The organism is Pseudomonas sp. RA_15y_Pfl2_54, from assembly GCF_963971015.1.
Lineage (GTDB): Bacteria > Pseudomonadota > Gammaproteobacteria > Pseudomonadales > Pseudomonadaceae > Aquipseudomonas > Aquipseudomonas baetica_A.
In genome coordinates, this window is sequence record NZ_CAXAPN010000004.1 from 66133 (window position 1) to 85717 (window position 19585).

A 19585-nucleotide genomic window follows, 5' to 3' on the forward strand; every position below is an offset into this window, starting at 1 on the left:
AACTAAGGGTTTCCCTGATACCGACTCCCCACATCCATAGCGTCTCAGGGCAGTGAAAACCCTCGCACAGCGCATTCACTGCACTGATGAGATGGGCACCTGAAAATCACTCAGAGTTAAGCAGATCACACAGCAAATTGCCGATTCAACGGGACTTCGCCGATGAACAGGTCAAAAACAAAACCAACGGGTCAGGAACTGAATAGTGACGCACTGCAGATTATTGACTCATGACACTCGTCTAAGGGAAAAGAGGTGCTAGCATAGAGCCACCAGTCGATCTCAGCATGCAGCCTAACTAGTAGTCAGGATATGACCGAGCCAGAAGACCCCAGCCGTGAGCGTCTCAAGCACCACTTTGCCCAGCGGGTAATTCATCAGGCACGTCAGATTCTTGAGATATGGCAGCGCCTGCAACGCAGTGAGTGGTCCACCGTCGACCTCGCCGAACTGAGCGAGGCCAACTTGCGCCTGCTGCGTTTTGCCGAGCGCTTCGAACAGCCCGAACACACCCAGCTTGCGCGCCACATCGGTCAATCGCTGGAAGCGGTGGATGCCAATCGTGGCCGACTGAGCAGCGGATTGATCACTGAACTCAATCGCCTGATGCAGCGCCTGTCGCGCACCGGCCTGCGCCATGGCGACCAACTCGACCAGACCTTTCTGCCGCCGCTGCGCAAACCGATCTACGTCATGCTGCAGGACCACGACCGCGCAGAGCGGCTGGCCAAACAACTGGAATTTTTCGGCCTGAGCGCTCAGGCGCTTGATAGCGTGCCAGCGTTTCGCTCCTCGATGGTCGAGCGTTTGCCGGCCGCGATCGTCATGGACGTGGATTTCAGCGGCGCTGGCGTGGGTCTGAAGCTCGCCGCCGAAGCGCAAGTGGGCCTGGACGAGCCGCTACCGTTGCTGTTCTTCAGCCTGCACGAAACCGACACCCCGACCCGTCTCGCCGCCGTGCGAGCCGGCGGTCAGGAATTTCTCACCGGCACCCTCGAAGCGTCGAGCCTGCTGGAGAAGATCGAAGTCCTCACCTGCGTCGCTCAGTACGAACCTTATAAAGTGCTGATCATCGATGATTCCCGCGCCCAGGCCTTGCACACCGAACGCCTGCTCAACAGCGCCGGGATCGTCACCCGCACGCTGATCGAACCAATTCAGGCCATGGCCGAACTGGCGGATTTCCAGCCAGACCTGATCATCCTCGACATGTACATGCCGGCCTGCACAGGCACTGAGTTGGCCAAGGTGATCCGCCACAACGACCGCTACGTCAGTGTGCCGATCATTTACCTGTCGGCCGAAGACGATCTGGATAAACAGCTCGACGCCATGAGCGAGGGCGGCGACGACTTCCTGACCAAACCGATCAAGCCACGCCACCTGATCACCACCGTGCGCAACCGCGCCGCCCGAGCGCGCAACCTCAAGGCGCGGATGGTGCGCGACAGCCTGACCGGTTTGTACAACCACACGCACATTCTGCAGTTGCTCGAAGACTGCTCATTCCGCGCCCGCCGCGAGAACAAGCCGCTGAGCTTTGCGATGCTCGACATCGACCACTTCAAACGGGTCAATGACAGCCACGGCCACCCAATGGGCGACCGCGTGATCAAAAGCCTCGCACTGTTTCTCAAGCAACGTCTGCGCAAAACCGATTTCATCGGCCGGTACGGCGGCGAAGAATTCGCCATCGTCATGCCTGACACCGATATCGAAGCCGCGCACAAAGTGCTCGACGAGATTCGTCAACGCTTTGCCGAAATCCACTACCCCGCGCAACCGCAAGACTTGTGGTGCACCTTCAGCGCGGGCGTGGTGGAAATGCATGACGATTCCGACAGCCTGATGATGGCCAGCCAAGCCGACGAAGCGCTGTACCGCGCCAAGGGTGCGGGACGTAATCGGGTGCAGGCCGCGCGGGACTCAAAGCAAAGTGCCATCTTTTCATCGGAATCAACCGATTCGGTCATAACCTTGTAATAGAACCGCAATAAATTCAGGCGCTTACCATTTCTGCCGTTGGTAGCCGTCATGCGCCTGAAGTTGCTCACCAATCTCAATACTCTGCTGCTGGTCGCCGTGTGCGTGGCACTCGGCGCCACCCTGTGGTGGTCGCAAAAAGCCCTGGAACGTCCGTATTTGCTGATGGAGCGTTATCTGGGACTGTCGCAGCAATTTCAGAACGAGGTGGCGCGCAACGTCGAGGACTACCTTGCCAGTGGCGATGCACTGCGCCTGAGCAGCGCCAGCCAGGCCATCGAAGGCTTGCAAAAAGAACTCGGCGACTGGCCTAAGGCACTGGCCGACACGCTGCACCCGAGCCTGTCGAGCCTCGAAGAATTCAGCAAAACCGATCTGCTCGCTGCCGGCAAACTGGCCGGTGATCCGCAGGCACTCCTGCTACAGGCCGAACGCGAACTGAGCGCCAACCTCGAGCAACTCAGCTCTTACGCCAATGGCAACGCGGCCTACCTGACGCCGCTCCTCGTCGCGTCTCAGCACGTGGGCAAACTGTCGTTGGCGCGGGACAAACTGGTCAGCAGCGGACGCAGCGAACTAGCCGCCGACGTTGAGCGAGAAGTCAGCAACATCCGCGCCCAGGCGCAGGTGATCGACGCCCTGCCCCTGCTCGGCGTGGTCGCCAGCAATGAATCGAACAGCGATGACTTCGCCGCGATGATGGGCATCGAGAACACCGAAAAAGCCGTCGCCGAAGACGCCGGTGTCGGCCTCAAGCGTGAACTCAACAGCCTGCTCGGCCGCTACCCGGCGGAGCTGGAACGCACCCGCGAGCAGATCCAGAAACGCACGGACCTGAGCAGCGCCACACGCTTGAAAATCGCCGCCGTGCAGCAAGCCATCGCCGGACTGGAGCCGGTGGTGCGCGCCCAGCACGGACAAATCCAGGGCGAAGTGCGACTCATGCAGGGCGCGATGATCGGCTTGATTCTGTTGATTGCGCTGCTGATCGATACCCTGCAGCGACGGCTGGCCCGCACCCTGACCCACCTGGCTCCAGCCCTGTCGACCTGGGCCGAAGGCGATTTCAGCCGTGACATTCAGTTGGGCAAAACCAACCGCGAACTGCACGACATCGAAGCCTCCCTCAACCGCCTGCGTGCCTATCTGGTCGATCTGGTCGGCACCATTCGCGGCAATGCCGAGCAAGTGGCGGGCAGCAGTCGGACCCTCGCCGAACTGAGCAACGATTTGCACAGCGGCGCCGAACATCAGGCCGGTGATACGGCGCTGATCCGTGACTCTCTCGGCGAACTTGAGGCCACCATCCAGCAAGTCGCCGACGATGCTCAGCAGGCAGCAGATGCCAGTCGCCATGCAGGCCTGGCCGTCGAACACGGCCAGACCGTCATCGGCCAGAGCCTGACGGGACTGCACGCGCTGGTGGGTGAAGTGCAGGGCAACGCGCAGATGATCGAGCATCTGGCCGAAGAGTCGGCGACCATTGGCGGCGTACTGACGGTGATCCGCTCGATTGCCGACCAGACCAACCTGCTGGCGCTGAACGCAGCGATTGAAGCGGCACGCGCCGGAGAAATGGGCCGCGGTTTCGCCGTGGTGGCCGAGGAAGTGCGCTCGCTCGCGCAGCGGACGGCGGGAGCGACGGCAGAAATCCAAACACTGATCGCTGGCCTGCAAACCGCCGCCCGGCAATCGGTCGAAGGCATGCGCGCGCAGGTCGAACACGCCGAAGCCACGGCCAATCAGGCGCAAGCGGCGGATGGCGCGCTGGATAAAATCGTTGGCGCGATCCAGACCATTTCCGACACGGCAATTCGCATTGCCGATGTCACCGCCCAGCAGAGCGGCGCGGTCAGCGAGATTCGCGATCACAGCGAACGGATTCATCAACTGGGTGGGGATAACTTGCTGCGAATCGGTCAGGGACGTGAACAGGGTGAGAACCTGCTGGTGCTGGGCGGGCAACTGCATACAGCCGTTCAGGCCTTCCGCGTTTGATCGATCGCCTTTGCGGGCAATCTCCCACAATCAATCGGTGTTGTTCACAATCCTGTGTGCGAGCTTGCTCACGAAGGCTTCCAACCATCACAAATGACCGGACTTAATGACACGGTCACAAATTTCGCGCAAACATCGGCCATCGTGCTGGCTATTGCATAGAACTGGACAGTCACAAAGCCTTTGCGGCATAGTCGCCGGGTTCTGACGATTGCTCACTCATGACAAGGACTACGCGGATGGCAACCCTACTGGTGCTGCACGGCCCCAACCTGAACCTGCTCGGCACCCGTGAACCGGGCACCTATGGGTCGACGACCCTGGCGCAGATCAATCAGGACCTGGAACGCCGCGCCCGCGAAGCAGGCCATCATCTGCTGTATCTGCAAAGCAATGCCGAGTACGAATTGATCGACCGCATCCACGCCGCTCGCGGCGAAGGGGTGGACTTCATCCTGATCAATCCAGCGGCTTTTACGCACACAAGTGTCGCATTACGTGACGCGCTGCTGGGAGTGAGCATCCCATTCATCGAAGTGCATTTGTCCAACGTGCACAAACGCGAACCTTTCCGCCATCACTCTTACTTCTCCGACGTAGCGGTAGGAGTGATCTGCGGCCTTGGCGCCAGCGGTTACCGACTGGCCCTGGAGGCTGCACTAGAGCAGCTTGAACACCAAGCTATACGCCCCTGACCGACCCTTGGGAGTTGATGATTCATGGATATCCGTAAAGTTAAGAAACTGATCGAATTGCTGGAAGAGTCCGGCATCGACGAGCTCGAGATCAAGGAAGGCGAAGAGTCCGTACGTATCAGCCGCCACAGCAAGACCCCGGCTCAGCAGTACTACGCGCCAGCTCCGATGCAAGCGCCGGCCGCTGCACCTGTCGCTGCTGCTGCTCCGGTGGCTGCTGCCGCCCCGGCTGCCGCTGCTGCTCCAGCGCTGAACGGCACCGTTGCCCGCTCGCCGATGGTCGGCACTTTCTACCGCAAGTCTTCGCCAACCTCGCCGTCCTTCGTCGAAGTCGGCCAGACCGTGAAGAAAGGCGACACCCTGTGCATCGTTGAAGCCATGAAGATGATGAACCACATCGAAGCTGAAACCAGCGGTGTGATCGAGTCCATCCTCGTCGAAGACGGCCAGCCGGTTGAGTACGACCAACCGCTGTTCACCATCGTTTGAACTGCGGAGAGCCTTTGATGACTGCGAAGTTGGAAAAAGTTCTGATCGCGAACCGCGGTGAGATCGCCCTGCGGATTCTGCGTGCCTGCAAAGAGATGGGCATCAAGACCGTCGCCGTTTACTCCAAGGCCGATAAAGAGCTGATGCACCTGGGTCTGGCAGACGAATCCGTCTGCATCGGCCCGGCGTCTGCCGCCCAGTCTTATCTGCACATCCCGGCCATTATCGCTGCCGCTGAAGTGACTGGCGCTACCGCCATTCACCCAGGCTACGGTTTCCTCGCGGAAAACGCCGATTTTGCCGAGCAGGTCGAGAACTCCGGCTTCGCTTTCATCGGCCCGAAAGCCGACACCATTCGCCTGATGGGCGACAAGGTATCGGCCAAGCACGCGATGATCGAAGCAGGCGTGCCAACCGTTCCAGGTTCCGACGGCCCGTTGCCGGAAGACGAAGAAACGGCGCTGCGCATTGGTCGTGAAGTCGGTTACCCGGTGATCATCAAAGCCGCTGGCGGCGGCGGTGGTCGCGGCATGCGCGTAGTGCACAAGGAAGAAGACCTGATCGCCTCGGCAAAACTGACCCGCTCCGAAGCAGGCGCGGCGTTCGGCAACCCGATGGTCTATCTGGAAAAATTCCTGACCAATCCGCGTCACGTCGAAGTACAGGTGCTGTCCGACGGCCAAGGCCAGGCCATCCATCTGGGCGACCGCGATTGCTCGCTGCAACGTCGTCACCAGAAGGTTCTCGAAGAAGCGCCGGCACCGGGCATCGACGAGCAGGCTCGCCAGGAAGTTCTGGCTCGCTGCGTCAAGGCGTGCATCGACATCGGTTACCGTGGCGCGGGCACTTTCGAGTTCCTGTACGAAAACGGTCGTTTCTACTTCATCGAAATGAACACCCGTGTTCAGGTGGAGCACCCGGTTTCGGAAATGGTCACCGGTATCGACATCGTCAAGGAGATGCTCAGCATCGCCGCTGGCAACAAGCTGTCGTTCACGCAGGATGACGTGGTGATCCGCGGTCACTCGCTGGAATGCCGGATCAACGCTGAAGACCCGAAAACCTTCATGCCGAGCCCGGGCACGGTCAAGCATTTCCACGCCCCAGGCGGCAACGGCGTTCGCGTCGATTCGCACCTGTACAGCGGTTATGCGGTTCCGCCGAACTACGACTCGCTGATCGGCAAACTGATCACTTACGGCGCCACCCGCGACGAAGCCATGGCTCGCATGCGCAATGCCCTGGACGAAATCGTGGTTGACGGGATCAAGACCAACATCCCGCTGCACCGTGATCTGGTGCGTGATGAAGGCTTCTGCAAAGGGGGGGTGAACATTCACTACCTCGAGCACAAGCTGGCAGGCGAGAAGCACTAAGCTTCAGCCCGCACCTGACAGAGCCGCCTTCGGGCGGCTTTGTTGTTTCTACAGTTTTCAAATACCCCTTGCGGGAGCGGGCTTGCTCACGAATGCGGTGTATCAGATACATTTATTTGTCTGGCACACCGCTTTCGCGAGCAAGCCCCACACAGGGTGCAATGCCGCTCCCACAAAACCTGCGCGCTCGCGTAAACTTGCGCGCTTCTCGCTGGCCGCTAGGCTGCAATCATATTTTTTCAAAGGTGCCCGCCATGCCTTGGCTGCAAGTACGTCTGGCCATCAGCCCGGAACAAGCCGAAACCTACGAAGACGCGTTCCTTGAAGTCGGCGCCGTATCGGTGACCTTCATGGACGCCGAAGATCAGCCGATCTTCGAGCCGGAACTCAACACCACCCCGCTGTGGGCGCACACACATCTGCTGGCCCTGTTCGAGGGCGGCACCGAACCCGCACCGGTACTGGCCCACCTGGAACTGCTGACCGGCAGCCCGCTGCCGGAGCATCACAGCGAAGTCATCGAAGACCAGGACTGGGAACGCAGCTGGATGGACGGTTTCCAGCCAATGCGCTTCGGTCAGCGCCTGTGGATCGTGCCGAGCTGGCACGCCGCGCCCGAGCCTGACGCGGTCAATCTGCTGCTGGACCCGGGCCTGGCCTTCGGCACCGGCACCCACCCGACCACCGCGCTGTGCCTGGAATGGCTCGACGGTCAGGACCTGAAAGACTGCAATGTGCTGGATTTCGGCTGCGGCTCGGGGATTCTGGCCATCGCCGCCCTGCTGCTCGGTGCGAAAGAAGCCGTCGGTACCGACATTGACGTGCAGGCACTGGAAGCTTCGCGTGACAACGCCGGACGCAACAACATCGCCGAAGAGCTGTTCCCGCTGTACCTGCCGGAAGATCTGCCGCAGGTCAAAGCTGACGTGCTGGTCGCCAATATCCTCGCCGGGCCGCTGGTTTCGCTGGCCCCGCAACTGTCCAGCCTGGTCAAGTCCGGCGGGCGCCTGGCGCTGTCGGGCATTCTTGCCGAACAAGGTGAAGAAGTCGCTGCCGCGTATGCTCAGGACTTCGACCTCGACCCGATCGCCAATCGCGATGGCTGGGTGCGCATCACCGGACGTCGGCGCTAGAATGGCCGCCTGCATAATCCGGATCGCCGCATGACCGACAGCTTCGTCACCCAGTGTCCGCATTGCCAAACCAGTTTCCGTGTCAGCCATGCTCAATTGAGCGTGGCCCGCGGGGTGGTTCGCTGCGGCGCCTGCCTGCAAGTATTCAATGCCGCCAAACAGCTGCTTGAGCAACACGCCGGCAAGGACGCGGTGATGCCGGTCGCACCGCCGATTGAAGCGCCGCCCGCCGAAGAGCTACCGGCTATCGAGCCACCAGCCATCGTCGAACCGCCCGCGCCGCGCGCCATCAGCCAAAAGCAGTGGAGCGCCTCGGAGCTGGATCTCGACAGCCTGGATCTGGATGAAGAGCTCGCCCGCCTCGAACAACGGGAAATTCAGCCAGCCAGCGAACTCGGTCGCCCGCGCGAAGACGCCCTGAGCGCCCGTCGCGACAGTCACGAGCCGGAAGAGTCGACATGGCCCGACAGCCTGTTCAGCGCACCCGCTGACGAGCGAACGCCGGGACCCGAAGCAGAAAAGGATATCGTCGACATCGAGCCAGTCAAATCGGCGCGGACCGAGCCATCGCTGTCGCTGGAACCGGTGGAGCTGGATGACGAACCCGCGATCCCGCAACTGCGCCTGCACGACCCAATCGATCCGAATGCCCGCCGCGAACGCCGGTCCGCCAGTCACGAAGCCGATGACGACGATCTGCCGTTGATCGAACCGCAACGCAAAAAACGCGAGCGCAGCGAAGTCCTGCAAGACCTGACCGACGACCCGCTGCAACTGGACTGGCAGAAACGCCGCTCACCGTGGGGCCGCCGCCTGCTATGGATGCTGTTGGTGCTACTGGCAGCCGGCGCCCTCGCCGGCCAATACATCGCCTATCATTTCGATGAGCTGGCGCGCCAGGATCAATACCGCCCGTGGTTCCAGCAACTCTGCCCGCAGATCGGTTGCACGGTGCCGTCCAAGGTCGATATCGCCCGAATCAAGAGCAGCAATCTGGTCGTGCGCAGTCATCCCGAGTTCAGCGGCGCACTGGTCGTCGACGCGATCATCTATAACCGCGCGACGTTCTCCCAGCCGTTCCCGCTACTGGAACTGCGTTTTGCCGACCTCAACGGTCATCTGATCGCCAGTCGTCGCTTCAAACCGGGGGAATACCTCAGCGGCGACCTGGAAGGTCTGGCGGAAATGCCGCCACAAACACCGATCCACATCGCGCTGGACATTCTCGACCCAGGCCCGAAAGCGGTGAATTACAGCCTGAGTTTTCACTCGCCCGAGTGAACCGCTTCATCGTTTCCTGATTGACGGCAGTTTTCTGACTGCGCCGTGCCCAACCAAACCGCTGGCGATAACAGATTAACTGTTCAGATTTTGTTCAATTCAGCCTTTATCCAGTCATCGAGAGCGGGTATCATGCCAACCCTTTTTCGAACTCTCATGATCCGGCCCCACTTCAGGGAAGTCCTATGTCGGCGGTACGCATCGGCCCATACACATTGCAGAACGGCTTGATTCTCGCCCCGATGGCGGGGGTCACCGATCAGCCCTTTCGTCAGCTCTGCAAGCGTCTGGGCGCAGGGCTTGTGGTCTCGGAAATGGTCACCAGTGACATGAGCCTGTGGAATACCCGCAAGTCGCGCATGCGCATGATCCACGAAGGCGATCCCGAGCCACGCTCGGTGCAGATTGCCGGTGGCGACGCGCAAATGCTGGCAGAGGCGGCACGGGCCAACGTCGAATTGGGCGCACAGATTATTGACATCAACATGGGTTGCCCGGCAAAGAAGGTCTGCAACAAGGCCGCCGGCTCCGCGTTATTGAAAGATGAAGCATTGGTGACCGAGATCCTGCAGGCCGTCGTGGCCGCGGTTGATGTGCCGGTCACCCTGAAGATCCGCACCGGATGGGATCGCGACAACAAGAACGGCCTGACCGTGGCGAAGATCGCCGAGCAGGCCGGGATCACCGCGCTGGCAGTGCATGGCCGCACTCGCGCCGATCTGTACACCGGCGTTGCCGAGTACGACACGATTGCCGCGATCAAGCAGGCCGTGTCGATCCCGGTATTTGCCAATGGCGATATCGATTCACCGGAAAAGGCCCGTTACGTGCTTGACGCGACCGGTGCCGATGGCCTGTTGGTAGGCCGTGCCGCTCAAGGGCGGCCATGGATTTTTCGCGAGATCGATCACTTCCTGCGTACCGGCGAGAAATTGCCGGCGCCGAAGCTGGTCGAAGTGGAACGCATTCTGCTTGAGCATCTGGCCGCACTTCACGCTTTCTATGGAGACGTGATGGGCGTACGCATTGCTCGAAAGCATGTGGGCTGGTATCTCGCAACCTTGCCGGGCGCCAGGGAGTTTCGCGCCCACTTCAATCGTTTGGATGGTACGGAAACACAATGCGCCAACGTTCGGGAGTTCTTCGCCGAGCGTTACAAGAGCCTGACAGGGGACGAAGAAGGGGTGGCCGCATGACGATGATGACCGAGACTTTAGTGAGTGGAACAACACCCGTGAGCGACAACGTGAATTTGAAACAGCACCTCAACACCCCGAGCGAAGAAGGTCAGACCCTTCGCGGGAGTGTCGAGAAGGCGCTGCACAATTATTTCGCCCACCTTGAGGGCGCGTCCGTCACGGACGTGTATAACCTGGTGCTCTCCGAAGTCGAGGCTCCCCTGCTCGAAAGCGTGATGAACTACGTCAAGGGCAACCAGACCAAGGCCAGTGAGCTGCTGGGACTTAACCGCGGCACACTGCGCAAGAAACTCAAGCAGTACGATCTGCTGTAAGCATTCAATCAAACCAGAAAGGCGCCCGCGTAAAACCGGTCGCCTTTTTTGCTGACTTCCTTTGCTTTTGATGGAAATTGAGATGACCGACCAGACTACCCGCCTGCCGATCCGCCGCGCCTTGATCAGCGTTTCCGACAAGACCGGGATCCTCGAATTCGCCAAGGAGCTAGAAGCGCTGGGCGTCGAGATCCTCTCCACCGGCGGGACGTTCAAGCTGCTGCAGGACAACGGCGTTGCCGCAGTGGAAGTCGCGGATTACACCGGTTTCGCAGAGATGATGGACGGTCGGGTGAAAACCCTGCACCCGAAAATCCACGGCGGCATTCTCGGCCGTCGCGGTATCGACGACGCGATCATGAACGAGCATGGCATCAAGCCCATCGATCTGGTTGCCGTTAACCTCTACCCGTTCGAAGCCACCATCAACAAGCCTGGCTGCGACCTGCCGACCGCCATCGAGAACATCGACATCGGCGGTCCGACCATGGTCCGTTCGGCCGCGAAAAACCACAAAGACGTAGCGATCGTGGTGAACGCCAGCGATTACGCCAATGTCCTCGAAAGCCTCAAAGCCGGTGGTCTGACCTACGCTCAGCGTTTCGACCTGATGCTCAAGGCCTTCGAACACACCGCCGCCTATGACGGCATGATCGCCAACTACATGGGCACCGTGAACCAGGCTGCCGAGACACTGAGCACTGAAGGTCGCAGCGAATTCCCGCGCACCTTCAACAGCCAGTTCATCAAGGCTCAGGAAATGCGTTACGGCGAGAACCCGCACCAGAGCGCGGCGTTTTATGTTGAAGCCAAACCGGCCGAAGTCGGTATCGCCACCGCGACCCAACTGCAGGGCAAAGAGCTGTCGTACAACAACGTGGCCGACACCGACGCTGCGCTGGAATGCGTAAAGAGCTTCGTCAAGCCAGCCTGCGTGATCGTCAAGCACGCCAACCCGTGCGGCGTGGCTGTGAGCCCGGACGCCGAAGGCGGCATTCGTCAAGCTTACGAACTGGCCTACGCCACCGACACCGAATCGGCGTTCGGCGGCATCATCGCCTTCAACCGCGAACTGGATGCTGAAACCGCCAAAGCCATCGTCGAGCGTCAGTTCGTCGAAGTGATCATTGCCCCGTCGGTGAGCGAACAAGCCCGCGCCATTGTGGCGGCCAAAGCCAACGTGCGCCTGCTGGCCTGCGGCGAGTGGTCGGCTGACCGCGCTGCCGCGTGGGACTACAAGCGCGTCAACGGCGGCCTGCTGGTACAAAGCCGTGACATCGGCATGATCGGCAGCGAAGACCTGAAAGTCGTGACCAAGCGCGCTCCGACCGAGCAAGAGATCAACGACCTGATCTTCGCCTGGAAAGTCGCCAAGTACGTTAAATCCAACGCCATCGTCTACGCGAAAAACCGTCAGACCATCGGTGTCGGCGCCGGCCAGATGAGCCGCGTGAACTCGGCACGTATCGCCGCGATCAAGGCGGAGCACGCTGGCCTGCAAGTGGCGGGCTCGGTCATGGCATCGGACGCGTTCTTCCCGTTCCGCGACGGTCTGGACAACGCGGCCAAGGTCGGTATCACTGCGGTGATCCAGCCGGGTGGTTCGATGCGTGATGCTGAAGTGATTGCAGCGGCCGATGAAGCCGGCATCGCCATGGTGTTCACCGGCATGCGCCACTTCCGTCACTGATTCAACGCGATCCAAATGTGGGAGCGGGCTTGCTCGCGAATGCAATCTGTCAGCGACAACGGTTTCGACTGACACTGCGCTTTCGCGAGCAAGTCGAATCGTCGCACCGCCGCTCCCACAAAAAAGCAGCTTCATTGCTGCCTCCAGAATGAGCGTCATCCGAGGTTTTAGAAATGAATGTTTTGATCATTGGCAGCGGTGGCCGTGAACACGCCCTGGCCTGGAAAGTGGCTCAGGATCCGCGCGTACAGAAGGTTTTTGTCGCGCCGGGCAACGCCGGTACGGCGATCGAAGCCAAGTGCGAGAACGTCGCCATCGACGTGCTGGCCCTTGAGCAGCTTGCCGACTTCGCCGAGAAAAACGTTTCCCTGACCATCGTCGGCCCGGAAGTGCCGCTGGTGGCTGGCGTGGTTGATCTGTTCCGCTCCCGTGGCCTGGACTGCTTCGGTCCGACCGCCGGCGCTGCACAGCTGGAAGGCTCCAAAGCCTTCACCAAGGATTTCCTGGCGCGCCACAAGATCCCGACGGCCGACTACCAGAACTTCACCGAGATCGAGCCAGCCCTGGCTTATCTGCGTGAAAAAGGCGCGCCGATCGTGATCAAGGCCGACGGCCTGGCCGCCGGTAAAGGCGTGATCGTTGCCATGACGCTGGCTGAAGCAGAAGACGCCGTGCGCGACATGCTCGCCGGCAATACCTTCGGTGACGCCGGTTCGCGCGTGGTCATCGAAGAGTTCCTCGACGGTGAGGAAGCGTCGTTCATCGTCATGGTCGACGGCAAGAATGTACTGCCCATGGCCACCAGCCAGGACCACAAACGCGTCGGCGACGGCGACAGCGGCCCGAACACTGGCGGCATGGGTGCTTACTCCCCTGCCCCGGTGGTCACCGCCGACGTGCATCAGCGTGTGATGGATCTGGTGATCTGGCCGACCGTGCGCGGCATGGCCGAAGAAGGCAACGTCTACACCGGTTTCCTCTACGCGGGTCTGATGATCGACAAGGCGGGCAACCCGAAAGTCATCGAGTTCAACTGCCGTTTCGGTGATCCGGAAACCCAACCGGTGATGCTGCGTCTGCAGTCGAGCCTGGTTCTGCTGGTCGAAGCGGCTCTGGCACAAGCGCTGGACAAAGTTGAAGCGCAATGGGACCCACGTCCAAGCGTCGGCATTGTACTGGCCGCCGGCGGTTACCCGGGCGACTACGCCAAGGGTGCAGCGATCAACGGTCTGGACGCAGCCGCAGGCCTGGAAGGCAAAGTCTTCCATGCCGGTACTGCGCTGAAGGATGGCAATGTGGTGACGGCCGGTGGTCGCGTACTCTGCGCCACTGCCATGGGCGCCAGTGTCGGCGAAGCTCAGCAGCAAGCCTACAAGCTGGCGGCGGCCATCGACTGGGAAGGCTGCTTCTACCGTAAGGACATTGGCTACCGCGCCATTGCCCGTGAACGTGGCGAAACCCAGGAATAAGCTGTGCATCAAGTCCGGCCTGGGATACCGTTCCTCGCCGGGCTGTTCCGCCGCCGCGCATCGTTATATTCTGGCATCAACCTACGAAGGGATTTCGCCGTGCGCTGGCTCAGGATTGCCATAAGCTTCACCGTCACGCTGCTGACCTTGCTCTGCATGCTCCCGGCCCTGGCCGCACAAGGCAGTGGCTGGTCGGTATTGCTTGATGATCAGGGCAATCTGCAACTGAGCGACATCCGCTCAGCCCGCTACACCAATCAATTCAGCCCCATCGACCTTGACCGCCTCACGGCAGCCGAGCCCGATGGCGCGTTGTGGCTGCGATTCAGACTGGCGCCCGGCAAGCACGAACAAGTGCTGCGCATCTTCGCCCCTGACCTTTCACACCTCAATCTGTACGTGCTGGACGGCGACAAGCTGATCGAGCAACGCAACACCGGCAACGACCAGCCCCAGTCCGAGCGGCCGCTGCCGAGCAGTGACTTCCTGTTGCCGCTGCCCCAGAGCGACAAGCCCCTCGACGTTTATCTGCGGATGGTTTCCGACCATCAGTTGCGTCCGTACATCACCTTGCAATCAGCCGTGATGAGCGCGGCCAACCACAACCAGACGCTGCTCTACGGCCTGCTGTTCGGCTGCCTCGGCATGCTGATCCTGCACAATCTCATCCGCTACGCCTACACCCGCTCTCGCAGCAGTCTGTGGCTTGCGGTCTGCGAAGTTCTGCTCAGTCTGAGCCTGTTGCTGTTGCTTAACCTCGCAGGCCCCTGGCTGCCGAACTGGCACGCGATCCAGACCCCGGGGGCTTATCTGGCCCTGCTGCTGACCGCCCCGGCGGGTTTGATGTTCGCCTACCGATTCTTCGCTCCGCTCGGCCCGCACCCGCTGAATAAACTGTTGCTGGGCGACATTCTGTTCATCGTGATCTGCAGCCTGCTGCTGTTGTTCGTCAACACCCTGCCGCTGAACATCATCACCTACGCCTTGGTGGCCCTCGCCGGCCTGAGCATGCTGCTGGTCGGCTCCTACCATTGGCAGAAGGGTTATCGTCCGGCACGCCTGTTCGTCGCAGCAATGGTTGTGTTCAACATCGGCACACTGATTATCCTGCCAGCGCTGCTGGGGCTGACCCTGGTCGCTCCGCAAGGCCTGATCATGACCCTGATGGCGTTCATCTGCATCAGCGGCCTGCTGATGAGCATCGCTTTGGGCGAGCGCCAGCGCAGCATCACCGAAAGTCGTTTCAGCATCAGCCGCGACCTGGCCGCCAGCAATGCCGAGATCAACGCCAAGGCCGAATTCCTCGCCAAGATCAGCCACGAGATCCGCACGCCGATGAATGGCGTGCTGGGCATGACCGAACTGCTGCTCGGCACGCCGTTATCGGTCAAGCAACGCGACTACGTGCAGACCATCCACAGTGCCGGTAACGAACTGCTGACGTTGATCAACGAGATCCTCGACATCTCCAAGCTCGAGTCCGGACAGATCGAACTCGATGACGTGCAATTCGATCTCAACGCCCTGATCGACGATTGCCTGAGCATCTATCGGGCCAAGGCCGAGCAACAGAACGTCGAACTGATCAGCTTCATTCAGCCGCAAGTGCCACGGGTCATCAGCGGTGACCCGACCCGTCTGCGTCAAACGTTGCTGAGCCTGCTGGAAAACGCCCTGAAGAAAACCGATGAAGGTGAAGTGCTGATCGTCGTCGCTCTCGACGAGCGCAGCGCCAAGCCACGCCTGCGTATTGCCGTACAAGACAGCGGCGCGCCAATGGAGCAGGAAGAGCGCGATGCCCTGATGCACGCCGAACTGCACAGCAAGCACTTCCTTTCGGCCAATCGTCTGGGCGGTAATCTCGGGCTGGTGATCGCACGCCAACTGATCCGTTTGATGCAAGGCGAATTCGGTATCAAGAGCGGCGCCAATCAGGGCAGCACCTTGTGGCTGACCCTGCCACTGGACCCCGACCGTCTCGAACACCCCACCTCCGATCTCGACAGTCCGCTGCAAGGTGCGCGGGTACTGGTCGTCGACGATAACGACACCTGCCGCAAAGTACTGGTGCAGCAATGCAGCGCCTGGGGCTTGAACGTCAGCGCCGTGCCATCGGGCAAGGAGGCGCTGGCGCTGCTGCGTACCAAGGCGCACCTGCGCGATTACTTCGATGTGGTGCTACTTGATCAGAACATGCCAGGCATGACCGGCATGCAACTGGCGGCCAAGATCAAGGAAGACCCGAGCCTGAACCACGACATCCTGCTGATCATGCTCACCGGCATCAGCAATGCGCCGAGCAAGATCATTGCGCGCAACTCGGGGATCAAACGCATTCTGGCCAAACCGGTGGCGGGCTACACCCTCAAGACAACCCTGGCGGACGAACTCAACCAGCGCAACAAAGGCCAGGTGGTGTTCCAGCCGCAAGTGGTCACCCCCGCCACGGCGGCAAAAGTGCCGAGCGACTTCCGCATCCTCGTCGCCGAAGACAACACGATTTCGACCAAAGTGATTCGCGGCATGCTCGGCAAGCTCAACCTGCAACCGGACACCGCCAGCAACGGCGAAGAAGCCTTGCAAGCGATGAAAGCCCAGCGATACGACCTGGTATTGATGGATTGCGAAATGCCGATTCTCGACGGTTTCTCCGCGACGCAGCAATTGCGCGCCTGGGAAGTCAGCAACCAACGCATCCGCACGCCAATCGTCGCGCTGACGGCGCACATCCTTGCAGAGCACAAGGAACGCGCGCGCCAGGCCGGGATGGACGGGCACATGTCCAAGCCTGTCGAACTGTCGCAGTTGCGTGAATTGGTCGAACATTGGGTCGCACAGCGTGACCAGCAAAACCGGACGGCATCGACCTTCTGAGTGGCCTTGTATATCGATTCGATCAAATCTGGAGACTGCTCAGGTATTTAAGCGAGCCGGTTATCACCGACTTTTTGACCTTTTCCCGAAACTGGGCGTAGTGAAGTGTGTTGAAGGTGATGGCTGCAAATTGCTCAACGCTTTCGCAGACCAGTGATTCATCCTCGGAGTACAGGAATCCGGGCACCTGGCGCTCAATCTTGAACTGTCGAGAATAAATGCCCATCTCCACCTTGTTCGGCCCGCTCATGATGCAGGGGATCAATTGAAAGATACCGACACTGCCGTGCAGGCTGGTGGACTCGAACACATCTCGCGCCGATGCGTTTCGCTCCATCGCCACCAGCGCACGACGCATGGGCTCGGAAAACGCCTCGCCCATGAGGGTTGAGATCCGCTGCGCGCCCTGGCCGGCCATCAGATTGTTCTGCAAGGGCGGCAAGGTTTGTGGCTTCGGCACATCCCAACCGACAAACTTGAGTACGTTGCGGTAGTACTCGAACCAGTCCCCCGATAACCCATCTTCAAACGCCGCGCGCGTAGCCCTTTGTGCATAAGCGGTGCTCATGCAGATGTCATCTCGGTGTGACGCGGGCAGGCCACCGGCAAATGACACAACGCTACCACCCACCACCGCTGCTTGCGGTGTCATCGGATCCGTCATGATTCAATCTCCGTTGGCAGGGTCAACGTCGCAACATTGCCCGCGACCTTGCCGCTGACTTTCAAGGCAATCGCATCACGCGCAGGGCCGTAAAGGGTTTCGGAAAGATTTGCCCGAGCGTGATGCACGTAAACCAAACCTTGCAGATCACAAGTGGGGTATGGCTGCTGGAATGGATTGGGGCCTAATACTCGTCGAGTTTTGAACTCGACATACGCACTGGTGATCGAGGTGGGAGATTTCGCGCATATCACCAGCAAACGTACATCCGCCAGCGGCGCTGGCTCTGCGCTCGACTCGGGCTCAACTGATGCCTGCATGCAACGGCGCAGCAGTTGGAGCGCGGGATCGTCGCCCGGCAACGTTGCGATTCGCGCTAGAACCGTGGCGATTGTATGGGTTTCACCCAAAGCACCGTTAGTCAACATGGCAGTAAACACGTCGGGCGCGAGTTCTTCGGCGTCAAGACTGAACTCCCATGTCTGTTTCGTCTTTTTCTGGCGCAACCAGAAGTCATCGAGAACACCTACATAAGCGTCATACCAGTTTATCCCGGTGGATTTTTCGACCTTTTTATTAGCCACCAATTGCGCCAGCAAGGTCGAGTTGAGCAGATCGTCGTAAGCCGCCACACCATCAGCCTCAGGCACAAGCACAATGGAATTACCAACAACCACCGTTAAATATTCGTCGACCATATCATCCCCTTGAATATAAAAACGGGCAGTCGACATTCGACTGCCCTGCGTTACTTATTAAATCTCGAACTCTTCGATTTTAGTAAGCGCATTCAGACCCAATGCATTACGGATATACTCGCGCGTTGCGTTGGCGACATCATTATTCTTTTCAAATACTGTTTCGCCGCGGTACATTTTTACGTTGCGAATATCCACATCGACAAACAACACTTTGTCCGATGTGTTCCTGCGCAGAAAACGAACGGCACCGACAGCCATTTTGGGTACGCCGTTTACTTCGGTACAGGCACCGGTGGAGATACCACCTACGCCGTTATTCAGAAGGTTTCGTTCATACAGCGTTAACGCCGTCTCACGTTTGCTGAGGGCCGCAACGGCATCAGTTGCCACTTTCAGCATCAATGCGCTGGTCGGACCGGGCACTGCGACACCCGCGAGAACAGAGCCCAGAATCTCCAACACCAGTTTGTCCATGCGGACACTGGTGCCGCCGACTTCAAGATCACTGTAGTAGATACTGGTAGGCGTCCAGCCCGTGGAGGTCATGGCCTTACGGAAATGAAGATACCAATCCTGGCCTTGATCTTCCTGAGGATACTTTTTGTTCGCCGCCAGGCTGGCGAAAAGAAAGGCATTTTGCGCATCGGTTCGATTTACCTCACTGAGGTTACCCGTAAAGGACAAGATACCTTCACCCACGATAGAGCCTTTACCCGGTACTTCAACAGCATCCCCTGCGGTAATACCCGAGGTAAAACTGCGACTATGAATAGCAGGCACTTGATCGACCTCATACTGCTGAATATCTTTTAAGCAGCTAGCAATAAACCCTTGTTGCATTACTTGGTTACTCATAACGAATTCCTTATCATCATTTAAACAAGTCCTCATGAACTTGCGAAAACAACAATAACCAACCCACCAAGAACGCACAAACTTAAACATGTAACACCAATTACCAAAACAAAAAAACAGCAACTAACAAGCAAACAAACAAACAACTATGCATAACACTCTAAAAGACAATACCCACAAGTCCTTGAACGACTGATAGACTTCTCCCTACACTCTACTGCTGCGAGCCAAGACCATGCTCCACGTGTTATTCAGCGTTTACCTGAAAATGCTGGTTCTCTACAGCCCGTTCTTCGTGCTGTCCTGTTTCATCAGCCTGACCCGTGGCTATTCGCGCAAGGAGCAACGCCGCCTGGCCTGGAAAGTGGCCGTCGCCACGCTGGTCTCCAGCGTTCTGCTGTACTTGTTCGGACGGGTGATTTTCGATGTGTTCGGCATTACTGTGGATGCGTTCCGCATCGGCGCCGGCAGCGTGCTGTTCATTTCGGCACTGGGCATGGCACAGGGCAAACCCGCAGTGCAGGCCGACAATGTGCAGCAGGATGTGACTATCGTCCCCCTGACCATTCCATTGACTGTCGGCCCCGGCACCATCGGTGCCTTGTTGGTGATGGGCGTCAGCCAGCCGCACTGGGACGATAAACTCACGGCGATCATGAGTATTGCGCTGGCCAGTTTTACCGTTGGCGTGGTGCTTTATCTGTCCAACCGTATCGAACGGATTCTCGGCGATCAGGGTTTGCAGATCGTCAGTCGCTTGATGGGATTGTTTGTTTGCGCACTGGCAGCGCAGATTATCTTTACCGGCGTTAAAGGGTATCTGGTGCACTGAGCAGGGTTATCGACAACGTCTACCCAGCGAAC

15 protein-coding genes and 1 pseudogene are annotated in these 19585 nt (G+C 59.3%); 13 read left to right on the top strand and 3 right to left on the bottom strand.

The window, feature by feature from the left end:
* Positions 1–312: 312 nt before the first annotated feature.
* The 12 genes and pseudogenes from gcbA to AACY50_RS04245 all read left to right on the top strand — a co-directional run bounded on the left by gcbA (position 313) and on the right by AACY50_RS04245 (position 16501).
* Positions 313–1983: a diguanylate cyclase GcbA gene (gene gcbA / locus AACY50_RS04190; protein ID WP_339431849.1), complete on the top strand. Its 1671-nt coding sequence runs from the start codon at positions 313–315 to the stop codon at positions 1981–1983.
* Positions 1984–3474: 1491 nt separating this feature from the next.
* Positions 3475–3981, top strand: a pseudogene (locus tag AACY50_RS28665) (methyl-accepting chemotaxis protein); the annotation flags it as partial.
* A 239-nt stretch (positions 3982–4220) separates the two neighbouring features.
* A complete protein-coding gene (aroQ, locus tag AACY50_RS04200) occupies positions 4221–4676 on the top strand; it encodes a type II 3-dehydroquinate dehydratase (RefSeq protein WP_064593231.1) in 456 nt (151 codons plus the stop codon).
* 24 nt (positions 4677–4700) lie between these two features.
* Complete coding sequence (accB, locus tag AACY50_RS04205) at positions 4701–5165, top strand: acetyl-CoA carboxylase biotin carboxyl carrier protein (RefSeq protein ID WP_096819740.1); 465 nt, start codon at positions 4701–4703, stop codon at positions 5163–5165.
* A gap of 17 nt (positions 5166–5182) precedes the next feature.
* Positions 5183–6541, top strand: coding sequence for an acetyl-CoA carboxylase biotin carboxylase subunit (gene accC, locus AACY50_RS04210; protein WP_339431847.1), 1359 nt, complete (start codon positions 5183–5185; stop codon positions 6539–6541).
* A 254-nt stretch (positions 6542–6795) separates the two neighbouring features.
* Complete coding sequence (gene prmA / locus AACY50_RS04215; protein WP_339431846.1) at positions 6796–7674, top strand: 50S ribosomal protein L11 methyltransferase; 879 nt, start codon at positions 6796–6798, stop codon at positions 7672–7674.
* A gap of 30 nt (positions 7675–7704) precedes the next feature.
* Positions 7705–8955 (top strand): DUF3426 domain-containing protein, encoded by a 1251-nt coding sequence (locus AACY50_RS04220; RefSeq protein ID WP_339431845.1) that lies wholly within the window; start codon positions 7705–7707, stop codon positions 8953–8955.
* Positions 8956–9140: 185 nt separating this feature from the next.
* The gene (gene dusB / locus AACY50_RS04225; protein ID WP_339431844.1) at positions 9141–10151 is read left to right on the top strand and encodes a tRNA dihydrouridine synthase DusB; all 1011 of its coding nucleotides are present in this window, start codon (positions 9141–9143) and stop codon (positions 10149–10151) included.
* A complete protein-coding gene (gene fis / locus AACY50_RS04230; protein ID WP_002555375.1) occupies positions 10148–10468 on the top strand; it encodes a DNA-binding transcriptional regulator Fis in 321 nt (106 codons plus the stop codon). Before dusB ends, fis begins: the two co-directional genes overlap by 4 nt.
* An 82-nt stretch (positions 10469–10550) precedes the next feature.
* Positions 10551–12158: a bifunctional phosphoribosylaminoimidazolecarboxamide formyltransferase/IMP cyclohydrolase gene (purH, locus tag AACY50_RS04235; RefSeq protein ID WP_339431843.1), complete on the top strand. Its 1608-nt coding sequence runs from the start codon at positions 10551–10553 to the stop codon at positions 12156–12158.
* Between the two features lie 173 nt (positions 12159–12331).
* Positions 12332–13627, top strand: coding sequence for a phosphoribosylamine--glycine ligase (gene purD / locus AACY50_RS04240; protein WP_339431842.1), 1296 nt, complete (start codon positions 12332–12334; stop codon positions 13625–13627).
* 99 nt (positions 13628–13726) lie between these two features.
* Positions 13727–16501: a hybrid sensor histidine kinase/response regulator gene (locus AACY50_RS04245; protein WP_339431841.1), complete on the top strand. Its 2775-nt coding sequence runs from the start codon at positions 13727–13729 to the stop codon at positions 16499–16501.
* A 22-nt stretch (positions 16502–16523) separates the two neighbouring features.
* On the opposite strand, the gene AACY50_RS04250 is transcribed toward AACY50_RS04245, so the two are convergent.
* Genes AACY50_RS04250 through AACY50_RS04260 form a run of 3 tightly spaced genes read right to left on the bottom strand, consistent with a single transcriptional unit; the run spans position 16524 to position 18721 of the window.
* A complete protein-coding gene (locus AACY50_RS04250) occupies positions 16524–17165 on the bottom strand; it encodes a hypothetical protein (protein ID WP_339538199.1) in 642 nt (213 codons plus the stop codon).
* Positions 17162–17899 (bottom strand): hypothetical protein, encoded by a 738-nt coding sequence (locus AACY50_RS04255; RefSeq protein WP_339538200.1) that lies wholly within the window; start codon positions 17897–17899, stop codon positions 17162–17164. The genes AACY50_RS04250 and AACY50_RS04255 overlap by 4 nt, the downstream gene beginning before the upstream one ends.
* 21 nt (positions 17900–17920) lie before the next feature.
* The gene (locus AACY50_RS04260) at positions 17921–18721 is read right to left on the bottom strand and encodes a hypothetical protein (RefSeq protein ID WP_339431838.1); all 801 of its coding nucleotides are present in this window, start codon (positions 18719–18721) and stop codon (positions 17921–17923) included.
* A 235-nt stretch (positions 18722–18956) separates the two neighbouring features.
* Between AACY50_RS04260 and AACY50_RS04265 the strand changes: the two genes are divergently transcribed.
* Entirely contained in the window at positions 18957–19553 is a 597-nt protein-coding gene (locus tag AACY50_RS04265) for a MarC family protein (RefSeq protein WP_221732815.1), read from the top strand.
* The last annotated feature ends 32 nt before the right edge of the window (positions 19554–19585 follow it).